This is a genomic window from Pseudomonas sp. H3(2019) (genome assembly GCF_007713465.1).
In the GTDB taxonomy this organism is placed as follows: Bacteria; Pseudomonadota; Gammaproteobacteria; order Pseudomonadales; family Pseudomonadaceae; genus Aquipseudomonas.
The window spans coordinates 57,709-73,072 of record NZ_VMSG01000027.1; the positions used below are offsets into that span (position 1 = coordinate 57,709).

General features: G+C 59.2%; 12 protein-coding genes. 5 read left to right on the forward strand and 7 right to left on the reverse strand.

The features are described from left to right. Positions 1–23 precede the first annotated feature (23 nt). Positions 24–506 carry a hypothetical protein gene (locus FPT12_RS23195; protein ID WP_145020554.1) on the reverse strand — a complete coding sequence of 161 codons (483 nt, stop codon included), beginning with the start codon at positions 504–506 and terminating at the stop codon, positions 24–26. Positions 507–782: 276 nt separating this feature from the next. Next, entirely contained in the window at positions 783–1,007 is a 225-nt protein-coding gene (locus FPT12_RS23200; protein ID WP_007898912.1) for a hypothetical protein, read from the reverse strand. A 1,019-nt stretch (positions 1,008–2,026) separates the two neighbouring features. Between FPT12_RS23200 and FPT12_RS23210 the strand changes: the two genes are divergently transcribed. Both FPT12_RS23210 and rmuC read left to right on the forward strand, forming a co-directional pair. Next, on the forward strand, positions 2,027–2,350 hold the full coding sequence (locus FPT12_RS23210) for a sel1 repeat family protein (protein WP_145020557.1): 324 nt from the start codon (positions 2,027–2,029) through the stop codon (positions 2,348–2,350). A gap of 175 nt (positions 2,351–2,525) precedes the next feature. Further along, the gene (gene rmuC, locus FPT12_RS23215; RefSeq protein WP_162491276.1) at positions 2,526–3,890 is read left to right on the forward strand and encodes a DNA recombination protein RmuC; all 1,365 of its coding nucleotides are present in this window, start codon (positions 2,526–2,528) and stop codon (positions 3,888–3,890) included. Between the two features lie 15 nt (positions 3,891–3,905). Here the strand turns inward: rmuC and FPT12_RS23220 are convergent, their stop codons facing one another. Together FPT12_RS23220 and FPT12_RS23225 are read right to left on the reverse strand one after the other, a co-directional pair. Beyond that, positions 3,906–7,379: a hybrid sensor histidine kinase/response regulator gene (locus FPT12_RS23220; RefSeq protein ID WP_145020560.1), complete on the reverse strand. Its 3,474-nt coding sequence runs from the start codon at positions 7,377–7,379 to the stop codon at positions 3,906–3,908. 180 nt (positions 7,380–7,559) lie between these two features. Continuing rightward, entirely contained in the window at positions 7,560–8,099 is a 540-nt protein-coding gene (locus FPT12_RS23225; RefSeq protein ID WP_145020563.1) for a TetR/AcrR family transcriptional regulator, read from the reverse strand. Between the two features lie 91 nt (positions 8,100–8,190). Between FPT12_RS23225 and FPT12_RS23230 the strand changes: the two genes are divergently transcribed. From FPT12_RS23230 to FPT12_RS23240, 3 genes are all read left to right on the forward strand, one after another. Continuing rightward, positions 8,191–9,387, forward strand: a complete 1,197-nt coding sequence (locus tag FPT12_RS23230) for an MFS transporter (protein WP_145020566.1) — start codon at positions 8,191–8,193, stop codon at positions 9,385–9,387. Positions 9,388–9,512: 125 nt separating this feature from the next. After that, a complete protein-coding gene (locus tag FPT12_RS23235) occupies positions 9,513–10,664 on the forward strand; it encodes a TDT family transporter (protein ID WP_145020569.1) in 1,152 nt (383 codons plus the stop codon). 84 nt (positions 10,665–10,748) lie between these two features. Further along, positions 10,749–12,623: an MFS transporter gene (locus tag FPT12_RS23240; RefSeq protein ID WP_145020573.1), complete on the forward strand. Its 1,875-nt coding sequence runs from the start codon at positions 10,749–10,751 to the stop codon at positions 12,621–12,623. 60 nt (positions 12,624–12,683) lie between these two features. Here the strand turns inward: FPT12_RS23240 and sugE are convergent, their stop codons facing one another. The 3 genes from sugE to rdgC all read right to left on the reverse strand — a co-directional run bounded on the left by sugE (position 12,684) and on the right by rdgC (position 15,151). Further along, positions 12,684–13,001, reverse strand: coding sequence for a quaternary ammonium compound efflux SMR transporter SugE (sugE, locus tag FPT12_RS23245; RefSeq protein WP_145020576.1), 318 nt, complete (start codon positions 12,999–13,001; stop codon positions 12,684–12,686). A 118-nt stretch (positions 13,002–13,119) separates the two neighbouring features. Beyond that, complete coding sequence (locus tag FPT12_RS23250; RefSeq protein WP_145020579.1) at positions 13,120–14,085, reverse strand: bile acid:sodium symporter family protein; 966 nt, start codon at positions 14,083–14,085, stop codon at positions 13,120–13,122. A gap of 145 nt (positions 14,086–14,230) precedes the next feature. Continuing rightward, on the reverse strand, positions 14,231–15,151 hold the full coding sequence (gene rdgC, locus FPT12_RS23255) for a recombination-associated protein RdgC (protein ID WP_145020582.1): 921 nt from the start codon (positions 15,149–15,151) through the stop codon (positions 14,231–14,233). Between the last annotated feature and the right edge of the window lie 213 nt (positions 15,152–15,364).

Genomic DNA, 15,364 nt, shown 5'->3' on the forward strand with positions numbered 1-15,364 from the left:
GCGCGATCTTGCAAATTGCCCGGTTAACAGGCGACCTGATTCAACGGTGATACACAGGTTTGCCAGGCGCAGGTGAAGTCACGCAGACGACCTTGCGGCTGGAAGGTCTGGCGCCAGATTCGGGCCATGCCCAGCAGGTCATCGGCTTCGGGGAGCGGGGTATTCTGCTCTTCTATTAATAGCCAGGCGATGGCGGTGGCATAGCGCAGATTGACGGTCAGTTCGAGATGCGGACCGCTGAGGAATGCATGCTGGCTGGCGAGGCCACGAACCAGGCTGGCGCGTTCCGGGTCCAGCGCCAGGTAGTGATCCCAAAGCGCCTGGTGACGAGGTTCGGCAATCCGGTACAGGCCATGCCCGCGGCGGTCATGCAGGGCGGAGCCGAGAGCGGACTGACTGGCTGCAACACCCAGTAGCAGGGATTCGGCAATCGTGCTGTGGCGTCCGAGGTAAATCAGTGTCGGACGGATCACATAACGGCACAGTTCGCTGGCGGCGATACCCATAAAGCCCTCGAAACGTGAAGTGGGCGGCGATTCCTGAAGGGGGGCTTGGCAGCGGTGGATCGGCTCAGGATCGCCGGAAGCGGATCAAGCCGCTTGAGTTGAAGTGTAGTGTCATATTCGTGCCGTAAAGGCCTGTTTTTAAAATATTTCCAGCACCGAGTTATAACCGTTATATCGCTTGGTGCTTAAGCCGGTACAGCGAATGGAGAAATATCAGGCAATAAAAAGCCCTGCTTTTCAGGCAGGGCTTTTGAGGTTTTCAGCCTTTCTGGCGTTTCAGGCAACCAGTGCCTGACGGGTACGCTCGATCACGGCCTGCAGCGGCTCGGCGCTGGAGTATTGATCGGGGTACAGGCGTTCGCTGTGACGAGCGATGCCGTGTTCGTTGACCAGGGTGAAGCTGAAGCAGCCTTTGCGAGCGGCCATGATCAGGCAGTTCATTGGAGCAAAAGCGTTGGTTAGGGTGCGAATGGCATCCTGAGTGTGGATTTGAGTAGACATGATTATTGGGTGTTCCTACAAATGACACGGATAAGAACCGTGCAACGTTAAAACGTTCCAGTAACGTCGATCACCATTGATCAAACGAAGAACCCGACTGGAACAAAGCAGCCAGTTGAAGCGCTATGATTTTTGCGCGCTTGGGCCGGCAGGTAGGTACTTAGGAGGGCAGGCAACACATCAAGGGCAAAGGTTCTGGGCCCGGGGTGAAGATCCTGATCAATTTGCAGGTTGGTTCGGTCAGAGTAAGTGTGCTTCGCAACACCCTTTGCTTTCGATTCAAAGGCAGTGTTGTCGCAAGCGTTACCTGGAAACCATCGAGGTGGTCGGTCCCGTGATGTCGGTAGAGGCTTCTCTTTAGGGAAGGTATACCGCAGGAGTTGATCGACCAGAATTGACTTTCAGCTTGGTACTAACGCCGCGGATAGTAACGGATTGAATTCGAGAAAGGAAGTGTGTTAGGCAAAAAACTTTTACTCATGCTTGAATCGCTCTGCTCGCTGGCGGGAAATTGCCGCGCCTGGAGCATCTGCAGTCGTGAGTAAAAACGTCGCGGTAACAGTAAAGCACACAATTGGGTCGCCGGGTGTCCAGTGGCATGAGCCATCACCTCGCTTGAAACGCAGGTACAGTGAGGCTCGTTGTGACTGATTGACTGCAAAACGCACGAAAAAAGGGCGGTGATATAACCACCTCGAAGGGACTTGTGCACATTAGTTGCGTGGGCTGTCACCTCGCTGTCATTTCACCTTCAAGCGCAGTGGGTGCCTGTAATGGAAATTTAAGTCAATGAAAAACATCGCTTTTTTTTACTGGTGAAAAAATCGTCAGTTTGACTGCGAGCCCCATTCCACAGGGCTTCTGGCGAGTTCAGGGTGGGTTGTCCACTGAGTTATCCACAGCTTCTGTGGATTGTCCCAAGCGCTTGCTCTAGGACGGGCGTGCAGGCTTTTTTCGACTTTACCCGTACGAAAAAAAGAGTAGAGTTGCGCGCCTTCCGATTCGTCCCGCAGTGCTTTATGAAGTTTCGCTCAGTGCCCACCGCTGTTACCTCCATCACCTCAGGTGTCACTCCACCCAAGCGCTTTTCGATTCGAGTCGCCGAATGGTTGCTCGACAGCCCACGCCTGGGCGATAACCCCAACGTCAAACATTTCGCCGGGCGTTTGCTCAAGGCTCCAGCGCGTGAAGGGGTGGTGGCTGCGCAAAGTCGTCTGGGGCAATTGATGTGCCGCGAATGCGGCAATGCCCGGGATCGGCGAATTGGCCAGGACCTGCTGCGCCAAGCCGCGCGTGCCGGCGACCGGCGTGCCCGGCAGGAACTCGGTCAGATCGAAGACTGAGCTGTCCAAGCCCCGACGGCTTGGTTAACCTTCGCGCTTTAATTCATCGGCAGGAGTCGTCATGGCTATGGACGTGACCAGTGTGTTGCTCGGTCTGGCGGGTGCTGCGCTACCGTTATTGATGCTGGCGTGGCAGTTACAGCGGCGCCTGAGCACCGCGCAGTCCGAGCTGTCGCTGCTTGAAGAGCGCTTGGGTACTGCACAACTGGCGCAGGACGGTCTTAATGCGCAACTCGATGCCTGCCGTGATGAAATCAGCGACCTGAGCCAGGCCAATGCCGCCAAGCAAGCCGATCTGGCTGCCGTGCGCCGTGAAGTCGAGCTGTTGCAGATCGAGCGCGACAACGCCCGTGATGCGGCCCATGCCTGGAACCTTGAACGCAGCAGTAAAGAGGCCGAGTTGCGGCGGCTGGACGCGCAGGCCGCCTCATTGAATGCCGAGCTGCGTGAGCAGCAGGAAAGCCATCAGCAACGCCTGAGCGACCTGCAAGGCTCTCGGGACGAGCTGCGGGCGCAGTTCGCCGAGCTGGCCGGGAAAATCTTCGATGAGCGCGAACAGCGCTTTGCCGAAACCAGCCAGCAGCGTTTGGGCCAATTGCTCGACCCACTGAAAGAGCGCATTCAATCCTTCGAAAAACGCGTCGAGGAAAGTTATCAGGCTGAAGCTCGCGAGCGCTTCTCGCTGGCCAAGGAACTGGAGCGTCTGCAACAACTGAACCTGCGCTTGAGCGACGAGGCGACCAACCTCACGCGAGCACTCAAGGGGCAGAAAACCCAAGGCAACTGGGGTGAGTTGATTCTCGAACGAGTGCTGGAACACGCTGGCCTGGAGAAGGGCCGCGAGTACCAGACTCAAGTCAGTCTCAAAGGCCCGGATGGCGAGCGCTTCCAGCCCGACGTGCTGATTTATCTGCCGGGCGACAAGCAGGTGGTGGTCGACTCCAAAGTCAGCCTGACGGCCTATCAGCAATACGTGGCGGCTGACGACGATGCGATTGGCCAGGCCGCGCTGAAACAGCACGTGCTGTCGTTGCGCAATCACGTCAAGGGCCTGTCCGACAAGGACTATAAGCGTCTGGACGGTCTGCACAGCCTGGATTTCGTATTACTTTTCGTGCCCATCGAGGCGGCTTTTTCCGCGGCATTGCAGGCCGAACCGAATCTGTTTCAGGAAGCGTTCGATCGCCATATCGTCATTGTCAGCCCGACCACCTTGCTGGCGACGTTGCGCGTCATCGACAGCCTGTGGAAGCAGGAGCGCCAGAGCCAGAACGCTCGGGAAATCGCTGAGCGTGCAGGTTGGCTATACGACAAGTTCGTGCTGTTTATTCAAGATTTGGACGAGGTCGGCAATCGCTTGCAGCAACTGGATAAAGCCTACAGCGCCGCACGCAATAAACTGACGGAAGGCCGCGGCAATCTGGTCAGCCGTAGCGAGCAGCTCAAATTGCTCGGCGCACGGGCCAGCAAGAGCTTGCCGGCCGATCTGCTGGAGCGGGCGATGACCGATGTCGATGGGTTGGCCGAGCTGCCGGAATAAATCAAAAGATCGTCTTCATCGCAACGGCAAATGCCGACTCAACAACGCCCGCAACGCCGCCGGTTTCACCGGTTTTTGCAGGTATTCCAGGCCTGCTGCATGCACTTGGGCGACCATCTCCGGTCGCCCGTCAGCACTGATCACCACGCCAGGTACCGGCTCGCCGAGTTGGGAGCGTAGCCAGGCCATGAGTTCGGTACCGGTTTCGCCATGGTCGAGGTGGTAATCCACCAGCGCCAGTTGCGGGCGCATGCCATCGCTGAGCAGGGCGACGCACTCATCGCGATTACGCGCGGTATACACCTGGCAACCCCAGCGCGAGAGCAGGCTGTTCATGCCGATCAGAATGCTGTCTTCGTTATCGATACACAGCACCTGCGCGCCTGTTGGCAGCCGGCCATTGAGTTTGGCAGGTGTACCGGGCGCACTGGTTTGAGCGTGGGCCAGAGGCACGCTGACGCTGAACACACTGCCTTTGCCTGACCAGGAGCGGACTTGCAGTTGATGACCCAGCACCCGGCACAAGCCGTCGGCAATCGCCAAGCCCAGGCCCAAACCTTTTTCGGCGCGGGTCTGGTGGCTGTCGAGGCGCTTGAACTCCTCGAAGATCACTTGGCGTTTGTCTTCGGGAATCCCCGGGCCACGGTCCCAGACCTCCAGGCACAGCTGATCGCCCTTGTGTCGTACGCCCAGCAGCACGGGACCTTTGGCGTAGCGAAAGGCGTTGGTCAGGAAGTTTTGCAGAATCCGCCGCAGCAATTTGATATCGCTGTCGACCCGTAGGCGACTGCCGCGCAGGCGAAATTTCAGCCCTTGCTCCTGCGCCAGCGCCTTGAACTCGGCGCCGAGGGTGTCGAACAAATCATTCAGCACAAATGGCTTGCGATCCGGGTTGATCTTGCCGTTTTCCAGGCGCGAGATGTCGAGCAGGTCACTGATCAAGTCCTCGGCCGAGCGTAGCGAACTGTCCAGATGCTGTACCAGTTGCCGGGTCTCGCGGGAGAGATCGTCGTTCTGGTGGGAGAGGGCGGCCGAGAACAGCCGCGCGGCGTTCAATGGCTGCATCAGGTCGTGGCTGACGGCTGCAAGGAAACGGGTTTTCGACTGATTGGCCGCCTCGGCGGTACCTTTGGCTTCGGTCAACGCGATGTTCAACTGCGACAGTTCATGGGTACGCTCGGCGACACGTCGCTCCAGGCCCTCGTTGGCCTCGGTCAGCGCTTGCTCAGCTTCGCGAAACGCGGTGATGTCGGTGAAACTCATGACAAACCCGCCGCCCGGCATTGGATTGCCGATCAGCTCGATCACCCGACCGTTGGGGAACAAACGCTCCGAGGTATGGGCGCGCCCCTGGCGCATCCAGTGCAGGCGCCGGGCAACGTGGACTTCCGCCTCGCCGGGGCCGCACAGGCCGCGTTCGGCGTTATAGCGAATGATGTCGGCAATCGGCCGGCCGACGCTGATCAGGCCATCCGGGTAGTTGAACAGTTCAAGGTAGCGACGGTTCCAGGCCACCAGTTTGAGCGACTGGTCGACCACGCTGATGCCTTGGGTAATGTTCTCGATCGCGCCTTGCAGCAAGGCGCGGTTGAATTGCAGCACTTCCGAGGCTTCGTCGGCGATTCGCACCACGTCCTCGAGCTGCATTTCCCGACCTTCAATAGCGGCTTTTACGACGGCGCGGGTCGATGACGCCCCCAGTACACCGGCGAGCAAGCGTTCGGTGTGAGCGATCCATTCATCGTCGGCATTCTGATTCGGGTTGAAGCCCTTGCCTTGACGGTAGGCGAAGCGGATGAAGCTCTGGCGTGCCCGTTCTTCGCCGACAAAACGTGCCGCGAGTTGCAGCAGGTCGTCGATTTGCACCGCCAGCATCGAGCGCGCGCTCGGCCGTGTGCTGATCTCCTGACCAATGAAACGTCCGGCCTGCCAGTGTTCCGAGACCCGTGTGCGCGACAACACCGACACCCAGGCGAACAAGGTGAAGTTACCGGCCAGCGACAACACCACGCCTTGAGTCAGTGGGGAAATCGGCAGGTTCAGCGGATTGCCGTGCAGCCAGCCCAGCCCTGGGAAACTGTGCAACGACCAGCCCAGGCTGTTGGCGGCGATCGGCAGAATCAACGTGTAGAACCAGAGAAAAGTCCCGGTGGCGAGACCGGCGAATACCCCGCGGCGGTTGGCCTGTTTCCAGTACAGCGCGCCGAGCATCGCCGGTGCCAGTTGGGTCACGGCGGCAAATGCGATCTGCCCGATGGTGGCCAGGCTGGCGGTCGAACCGAGCAGGCGATAGGAAACATAGGCCAGCAGCAGAATGGCGACGATGCTCACCCGACGCACCGAGAGCATCCAGTAGCGGAACACCTCGAACGGCCGCTCGGCGTTTTTCCGGCGCAGCAGCCATGGCAGCAACATGTCGTTGGAGACCATGGTCGACAGCGCCACGCTGGCAACGATTACCATGCCGGTGGCGGCCGATGCACCGCCGATAAACGCCAGCAGCGCCAGCGCCGGATGGGCCTGGGCCAGTGGCAGGCTGATCACGAAGGAGTCGGGCAGTACCGAGCTTGGCAGCATCATTTGCCCGGCCAGCGCGATCGGCACCACGAACAGCGCGGCCAATGCCAGATAAGCCGGGAACACCCATTTTGCCAAGCGCAAATCCTGTGGTTCGATGTTCTCCACCACGGTCACATGGAACTGTCGTGGCAGACAGATAATCGCCATCATCGCCACGCCCGTCTGCACCACCATCGATGGCCAGTTGACGGTTTCTTTCCAGTATTCTTCCAGGCGTGGCGCGAGCATGGCCTGATCGAACAGGTCATCGAAGCCGTCGTACAAACCGTACGTGACGAAGGCGCCGACGGCGAGGAAGGCGAACAGCTTGACCAGTGCTTCGAAGGCAATCGCCAGCACCATGCCACGGTGGTGCTCTGTGGCATCGAGGTTGCGGGTGCCGAAGACGATGGTGAACAGCGCCAGAACCAGCGACACAATCAGCGCTGTGTCCAGGGCTCGGGTGCCCATGGCATCCGGGCCTGCACCGATCAACAGGTTGACCCCCAGGACGATGCCTTTAAGCTGCAAGGCGATGTAGGGCAATACGCCGACCAGACAGATCAGCGCCACCACCACCGCCAGCGATTGCGACTTGCCATAGCGAGCGGCGATGAAGTCGGCAATCGAGGTGATGTTTTCCTGTTTGCTGATCATCACCATTTTTTGCAGGACCCACGGCGCGAACACCAGCAGCAGGATCGGCCCCAGATAAATCGGCAAAAACGACCAGAGTTGTTCGGCGGCCTGACCGACAGCACCAAAGAATGTCCAGCTGGTGCAGTAAACCGCCAGCGACAGGCTGTACACCCAGGCACGCATGCGCGGTGGCAGCGGCGCGCTGCGCCGGTCACCGTAAAAGGCGATGGCGAACATGACGGCCATATAGGCCAGGGCGACGGTGGCAATCAGCCCGCTGGACAACGACATGGTAACTCCAGGCAAAAGACACCCGGGACGCAAACCCGGTCTGACAGTCTCGCACGACCACTTCGGTTAGTCAGTGTCGACCAAGGTCGTGGCGCGGCGGGGTGTCGCAGGGTGATTTTCTTTGTCGACACCGACCCCATCGCGAGCAAACGGAGCGCGATTGCATCAGGCGCTAAGGCGTCACTGACCCAGCGCGATATCGATCAACCGATGCAACTCTTCAACCTCAAGCGCCGCTGACGCGAACAGGATGCGGAACACCGTCGGCGCCACCACCATGTTGATCAGTCGGTCGACACCGGGCTTCGGCTGATTCGGATAGCGGTCCAGTATCGTCTGCAACTGCCCGCTGATAATGCTCACGCAATACCCCGGCGTGGCGCTCGATTGCACGTCGCGCATCATGTTGCGGCCGGGCTCCGAGCTCATTTCGTCCAGATACTGCTCGGCCCAGGCGCGCAGGTCGCTACGCAGGTTGCCGGTGTTGGCCGGTTCGCTGTCAGGACGCATGCGTGCCAGCGCGACGTCGGCCAGCAGTGCCGACAAGTCGCCCCAGCGTCGGTAGATCGTCGACGGCGTAACGCCTGCGCGTGCGGCGATTTGCGGCACGGTCACGCTTGAACGCTCCTGCTCTTCGAGGAGTTCGCGCACTGCCGAATGAATCGACTCTTGCACCCGGGCACTACGACCGCCCGGGCGTAAACCTTCTTTAATAGTCATGCGCCGAACCTTAACACAAAGAATTTGCTTTAAGCCGAAGCCAGTAGCACACTCCGCAAAAGCAAAAAATTAGCTTTTGCGGAGTATACCCATGTCCAGTTCTGTCTCAAACCGTTCCAGTCTGGTGTTCCTGGCGATCACCTTACTGAGTTTTCTCGCCGCTTCCAGTGCGCCAACGCCGCTTTATCACCTGTACCAGGAGGCGCTGCAGTTTTCTCCGGCGACCCTGACGCTGATTTTCGGGGTGTATGCCTTGAGCCTGCTGGCGGCGCTGCTGACGGTCGGCTCGTTGTCGGATCATCTGGGGCGCAAACCGGTGATTTTCGCTGCGTTGCTGCTGGATATGCTGGCGATGCTGCTGTTTATCAACGCCGACAGTGTGGCCTGGCTGATTGCTGCGCGGGTGCTTCAGGGGTTCGCCACCGGCATGGCCACCAGCGTACTCGGTGCGGCGTTGCTCGATACCGACCGGCAGCAAGGCTCGCTGGTGAACAGCGTTGCGCCGCTCCTGGGCATGGCGTGTGGCGCAATGGGCAGCGGATTGCTGGCTGAGTACGCGCCGCAACCGTTGCAGTTGGCCTACTGGATTCTGTTCGGGCTGTTCCTGCTGCAAGCCCTGTACGTCTGGCGTCTGCCAGAAAGCGTCACTCGGCTAGCCGGCGCCTGGGCGTCCATGCGCCCGACCTTGCATGTGCCGCCACAGGCACGACGAGCGCTGTGGCTGGCGCTGCCGGTGGATGTGGCGGTCTGGGCGGTGGGTGGCTTCTTCCTGTCACTGGCGCCATCGCTGGTTCGTACGGCGACCGGTTCGACCTCGAATCTGATCGGCGGAGGCTTGGTGGCCGTGTTGACGGTCAGCGGCGCGTTGATGATCTTCTCGTTGCGCAATCGCCCGGCAGACAAAGTCCTGCGCTTGGGTGCGAGTTTGTTGGCGATCGGCATTGCGCTGATTCTGACTGCGGTGCACAGCGCCAGCCTGCCGCTGTTTTTCTTCGCGACTGTGGTGGCCGGCAGTGGTTTTGGTGCCGGTTTTCTCGGTGCCTTGCGCAGCGTGGTACCGCTGGCCTTGCCCCATGAGCGCGCGGGGTTGATGTCGGCGTTCTACGTACTGAGTTACCTGGCGTTCTGCCTGCCGTCGCTATTGGCAGGCAACCTGACCCGGACCTTCGGCCTGATCGCCACCACCGATGGATATGGCGCGGTATTGATCGTGCTGTCGTTGGGGGCGTTGTTGGGGTTGATGCGTCAGCGGCCGGCCAAGCTCTGTGGCGCAAGGGCTAATCCTTAGCGCGACAGAGACGTTCCTATGCGTATATCTGTAAAACAGATAACAGTTAGAGAAATTACCCGTTATATAGATATTCGATTCAGTTCTACCATGAGCTCTACCTCACCCGAGGACAGGAGCTCACGATGCAATGCCCCAACAGCAACAAAACCGCTGACCGGCCTTTGAGCCATTTACAGCACCCTCGCGAAGCGATTCGTCAGTTCACCCCGAACTGGTTCGCCGCGACCATGGGCACCGGGGTCCTGGCCCTGGCGCTCGCCCAATTGCCGGTGTCTGTCCCTGGTCTGCATGCCTTCGCTGAAGGCCTGTGGATGTTCAATATTTTCCTTTTCCTGCTGTTCAGCGGGTTGTATGCCGCGCGCTGGGCGTTTTTCTTCGATGAAGCGCGGCGGATTTTCGGCCACTCCACGGTTTCGATGTTTTTCGGCACCATTCCCATGGGCCTGGCGACCATCATCAATGGCTTCCTGCTGTTCGGCCTGCCGCGTTGGGGGGAGGGCGTTGTGCACCTGGCCGAGGTGTTGTGGTGGCTGGATGTCGCGATGTCGCTGGCCTGCGGCGTGTTGATTCCCTACATGATGTTCACCCGTCAGGAGCACAGCATCGACCAGATGACCGCTGTCTGGCTGCTTCCGGTGGTGGCTGCGGAAGTCGCGGCGGCCAGCGGTGGTTTGCTTGCACCGCATCTGGCTGACGCCCACTCGCAACTGGTGGTGTTGGTCACCAGCTATGTGTTGTGGGCGTTCTCGCTGCCGGTGGCGTTCAGCATCCTGACCATCCTGCTGCTGCGCATGGCCCTGCACAAACTGCCCCACGAAAACATGGCCGCGTCGAGCTGGCTGGCGCTGGGGCCGATCGGCACTGGGGCGCTGGGTATGTTGTTGCTGGGCAGCGACGCACCGGCGATTTTCGCCGCCAACGGTTTGCCGGGTATCGGTGAAATTGCCGCCGGGCTGGGTCTGGTTGCCGGGATCACGTTGTGGGGCTTTGGCTTGTGGTGGATGTTGATGGCGGTGCTGATCACCCTGCGTTACCTGCGTGGCGGGATTCCCTTCAACCTCGGCTGGTGGGGTTTTACCTTCCCGCTGGGGGTCTACTCGCTGGCCACGTTGAAGCTGGCAAGCACCTTGAACCTGACTTTTTTCAGCCTCTTTGGCAGTGTCTTGGTGGTCGCGTTGGCGATCATGTGGCTGATCGTCTCCAAGCGCACCGTTCAAGGCGCCTGGCGCGGAGAGTTGTTTGTTTCGCCGTGCATTGCCGGATTAGCGAAATAATTCGCAAAGTTTAGGTAAGGTTGTGGCCTGGATCGCTGTACGACATTCCAATAAGAGCATCCAAGCCACACAGGGACATGGAAGATGAGCCACCCTTCGCAGTTCACCTTGCTTCGCAAGCGGCGATTTCTGCCGTTTTTTGTTACGCAGTCCCTCGGGGCGTTCAACGACAACATCTTCAAGCAATCGTTGATCCTCGCCATTTTGTACAAGCTGACGATCGAGGGTGACCGTTCGATCTGGGTCAACCTGTGTGCGCTGCTGTTCATCCTGCCGTTTTTTCTGTTCTCGGCGCTGGCCGGGCAGTTCGGCGAAAAGTTCGCCAAGGACGCGCTGATTCGTCTGATCAAGCTCGGTGAAATCGCGATCATGGCGGTCGGCGCAGTCGGGTTCCTGTTCGATCACCTATCACTGATGCTGGTGGCGCTGTTCGCCATGGGCACCCACTCGGCGCTGTTTGGCCCAGTGAAGTATTCGATCCTGCCCCAGGCCCTGCATGAAGAAGAGCTGGTGGGTGGTAACGGTCTGGTGGAAATGGGTACTTTCCTGGCGATTCTGGCCGGGACCATCGGCGCCGGGATCATGATGTCGTCCAGTCACTACGCACCGATCGTCTCCACGGCGATCATCGGTGTCGCGGTGTTGGGCTATCTGGCCAGTCGCGGCATTCCGCGTGCCGCGGCGTCGACCCCTGAACTGCGGCTGAACTGGAATATCTTCAGCCAGTCCTGGGCGACTCTGCGTCTGGGACTGGGGCAAACACCTGCGGTGTCGCGCTCGATTGTCGGCAACTCGTGGTTCTGGTTTGTCGGGGCAATTTACCTGACGCAGATTCCGGCTTACGCCAAAGAGTGGATGCACGGCGACGAGACCGTGGTGACGCTGATTCTGACGGTGTTCTCGGTCGGTATCGCGCTGGGTTCGATGCTCTGCGAGAAACTCTCCGGACGCAAAGTCGAGATCGGTCTGGTGCCGTTTGGCTCCTTTGGGCTGACAGTGTTTGGCTTGCTGCTGTGGTGGAGCTCTGGGGGGATCCCGCAAAGCCTTCAAGGTCATGGCTGGATCGAAGTGCTTGGCTTCGGTCAGACGTGGTGGGTGCTGTTCGATATTCTCGGGCTGGGGGTTTTCGGTGGTTTCTATATCGTGCCGCTGTACGCGTTGATTCAGTCACGCACTGCCGAAAACGAGCGGGCACGGGTGATCGCGGCCAACAACATCCTCAATGCACTGTTCATGGTGGTTTCGGCGATTGTCTCGATTGTGCTGCTGAGCATCGTCAAGCTGTCGATTCCCCAGCTGTTCCTGGTGGTGTCGCTGCTGAACATTGGTGTAAACGTCTACATCTTCAGCATCGTTCCCGAATTCAGCATGCGCTTCATGATCTGGCTGCTCAGCCATTCCATGTACCGCGTGCAGCACCGCAATCTTGAGCTGATTCCCGATGAAGGCGCAGCGTTGCTGGTCTGCAATCATGTGTCATTCGTCGATGCATTGCTGATTGGTGGCGCAGTGCGTCGGCCGATTCGCTTTGTGATGTATTACAAGATCTACAATTTGCCGGTGCTGAACTTCATCTTCCGTACCGCGGGAACCATTCCGATTGCCGGGCGCCAGGAAGACATCCAGATTTACGAAAAGGCCTTCAAGCGAATCGCCCAGTACCTGAAGGATGGTGAGCTGGTGTGCATCTTCCCGGAAGGCAAGCTGACCGCCGATGGCGAGATCAATGAGTTCAAGGGCGGGCTGACGCGGATACTGGAAGAGACGCCAGTGCCGGTGATTCCATTGGCTTTGCAAGGGTTATGGGGAAGCTTTTTCAGCCGCGATCCGAACAAGGGTTTGTTCCACCGTCTCTGGTCACGGGTGACCCTGGTGGCCGGGCCGGCGGTGGCGGTTGAAGTCGCGCAGCCAGCGCAGTTGCAAGCGCTGGTCGGCGAACTGCGTGGCGCGGTTCGTTAGGTTTACTGGCTGTATAAAAAACGCCCGCAGATTGCGGGCGTTTTCATTGTTGGGCGCTCTTCAGGCGGCGCTGACTTTCAAACCAACCAGCCCGGCAATGATCAGCGCGACGCTGGCCAGGCGGAACAGCGCCATGGATTCACCAAACAGGATGATCCCGGCGATAACCGTGCCCACGGCGCCGACGCCGGTCCAGATGGCGTAGGCAGTGCCCAACGGCAGATCCTTCATGGCCAGCCCCAGCAGACCCAGGCTGATCACCATGGCGCCGACAGTCAGGACGGTGGGAAGAGGGCGGCTGAAGCCGTCGGTGTATTTCAGGCCAACGGCCCAGCCGACTTCAAACAGGCCAGCAAAAAACAGAATGATCCAAGGCATGAAAACCTCCATCGATTGACGGGGTCGTCCCCAGATTAATAACTCGATCGAGCCGCAAGGTCGTCCTCGCGATGCGCACTATAGTGCCCACTATCAACCTGGGGATCAAGTTCCAGGGTCAGTCGGTTGCTTGTTGAGCGGCCAGTTCGCGGTCGTGTTTCTCACTCATCCGGCGGAAATACGTCGAGAGCAACGCCCCGGAAATGTTGTGCCAAACGCTGAACAGCGCGCTCGGCACCGCCGCCAGTGGCGAGAAGTGGGCGCTGGCCAGCGCCGCGCCCAGCCCGGAGTTCTGCATGCCGACTTCCAGGGCCAGGGATTTGCGTTGTGCCAGCGGCAGTTTGAACACGCGTCCGGTGAAGTAGCCCAGCAGGAAGCCAAAGCTGTTATGCAGCATCACCACGGCCATGATCAGCAGGCCGGATTCGGCAATCTTTGCCTGACTCGCCGCGACAACGGCGGCGACGATGATCACGATGCTCACCACCGAAACCAGCGGCAGCACCTCTACCGCGTGGCGCACCCGATCTCCCAGCAGGCGTTGGGCAACCACGCCGAGCACGATCGGCAGCAACACCACCTGCAGGATCGACCAGAACAGTTCCATGAACGAGACCGGCAACCAGGCCGAGGCCAGCAACCAGATCAGGGCCGGCGTCAGCAACGGGGCGAGCAGGGTGGTGACGGCGGCAATCGCTACCGACAGCGCCAAGTCTCCGCGGGCCAGCCATGTCATCACGTTCGATGAGGTGCCGCTTGGGCAACAACCGACCAGAATCACCCCGACGGCGATTTCGGGTGGCAGGTGAAATGCCTGGCAGAGCAACCATGCCACGCCGGGCATGATCACGAAATGTGCAACCACGCCCAGTGCCACCCGCCACGGATGGCGGGCCACTTCAGCGAAGTCTTCAAGTTTGAGGGTCAGGCCCATGCCGAACATCACCAGCCCCAGCAATGGCACGATCGCACCTTTCAAACCGGTGAACCACGCCGGTTGCAGGAAGGCCACCACGGCGAAGATCAAGACCCAGTAAGCGAAAGTGTTGCCGACAAAGCGGCTCAGTGCTGCCAGTGCACGCATGACCTGTTCCTTATTATTTAGTAACACCACAAAACAAGTGTGGGAGCGAGCTTGCTCGCGATGAGGGACTGACATTCAACAATGATGTTGACTGACACTCCGCTATCGCGAGCAAGCTCGCTCCCACAGTAGAGATCACAAACCTTTAGATCCCTTGCGGAGTCTCTTCGCCGCCCAAGGCCTCAACCAGCGCCGGGAGGAAGTCGCCGAAGGTCAGCATCATCAGCGTGAAGCTGGCGTCCAGTTGGCCGAGGGCTTCATCGCCACCGTCCTGTTCCGCCTGATCCTGCAGCAGGTCTTCGAACTTCAGGCGCTTGACCACCATCTTGTCGTCGAGGACGAACGACAGTTTGTCTTGCCAGGCCAGGGACAGCTGAGTGACCACTTTACCGGTGCTCAGGTGTAGCTGGATTTCTTCGCTGGTCAGGTCCTGACGCTTGCAACGGACGATGCCGCCATCTTCGTGGGTGTCGCGCAGTTCGCACTCATCCAGTACGAAGAAGTCGTCTGCGGCTTTCTGGGTGGTGACCCACTCAGTCATGGTCGCGGTCGGGGACATTTTTACAGTCAGCGGACGTACCGGCAGCGTGCCGATCACTTCACGCAGAGTGGAAAGCAGGTCTTCGGCGCGTTTCGGGCTGGCGGAGTTGACCAGGATCAGCCCCTGTTTTGGTGCGATGGCGGCAAAGGTCGACGAACGACGGATGAAGGCACGCGGCAGGAACGCCTGGATGATTTCATCCTTGATCTGATCACGTTCCTTCTTATAGACCTTGCGCATTTGCTCGGCTTCGATCTCTTCGACCTTTTCCTTGACCGCGTCGCGCACGACGCTGCCTGGCAGAATGCGTTCTTCCTTGCGTGCGGCGACCAGCAGGAAGTCTCCGCTGACATGTACCAGGGGTGCATCTTCGCCTTTGCCAAACGGCGCGACGAAACCGTAGGTGGTCAACTCCTGGCTTGCACATGGACGCGCCAGTTTGGTGGCCAGTGCAGTTTCCAACGCCTCAGCATCAAAAGGCAGATCTTGGGTCAGGCGATAGATAAGCAGGTTTTTGAACCACATGGGGTGAGTCTCTCCTTTATACAAAGGGGGGCATTATTCTCCGCGCAGCGTCATAGGCCAACCCTCAGCTAAGCCTTTGGAAGGCCTGAAAAAATTATTTTAAAAAGTGCTTGCCAGAGGTGGGGCTGCTCCGTAGAATGCGCGCCACACCGAACGTGAAGGGTGATTAGCTCAGCTGGGAGAGCGTCTGCCTTACAAGCAGAATGTCGGCGG

Coding starts and splice junctions, on each gene's coding strand:
- FPT12_RS23195 (WP_145020554.1), bottom strand. CDS start 506: ATGGGTATCGCCGCCAGCGAACTGTGCCGTTATGTGATCCGTCCGACA.
- FPT12_RS23200 (WP_007898912.1), bottom strand. CDS start 1,007: ATGTCTACTCAAATCCACACTCAGGATGCCATTCGCACCCTAACCAAC.
- FPT12_RS23210 (WP_145020557.1), top strand. CDS start 2,027: ATGAAGTTTCGCTCAGTGCCCACCGCTGTTACCTCCATCACCTCAGGT.
- FPT12_RS23220 (WP_145020560.1), bottom strand. CDS start 7,379: ATGTCGTTGTCCAGCGGGCTGATTGCCACCGTCGCCCTGGCCTATATG.
- FPT12_RS23225 (WP_145020563.1), bottom strand. CDS start 8,099: ATGACTATTAAAGAAGGTTTACGCCCGGGCGGTCGTAGTGCCCGGGTG.
- FPT12_RS23230 (WP_145020566.1), top strand. CDS start 8,191: ATGTCCAGTTCTGTCTCAAACCGTTCCAGTCTGGTGTTCCTGGCGATC.
- FPT12_RS23235 (WP_145020569.1), top strand. CDS start 9,513: ATGCAATGCCCCAACAGCAACAAAACCGCTGACCGGCCTTTGAGCCAT.
- FPT12_RS23240 (WP_145020573.1), top strand. CDS start 10,749: ATGAGCCACCCTTCGCAGTTCACCTTGCTTCGCAAGCGGCGATTTCTG.
- sugE (WP_145020576.1), bottom strand. CDS start 13,001: ATGCCTTGGATCATTCTGTTTTTTGCTGGCCTGTTTGAAGTCGGCTGG.
- FPT12_RS23250 (WP_145020579.1), bottom strand. CDS start 14,085: ATGCGTGCACTGGCAGCACTGAGCCGCTTTGTCGGCAACACTTTCGCT.
- rdgC (WP_145020582.1), bottom strand. CDS start 15,151: ATGTGGTTCAAAAACCTGCTTATCTATCGCCTGACCCAAGATCTGCCT.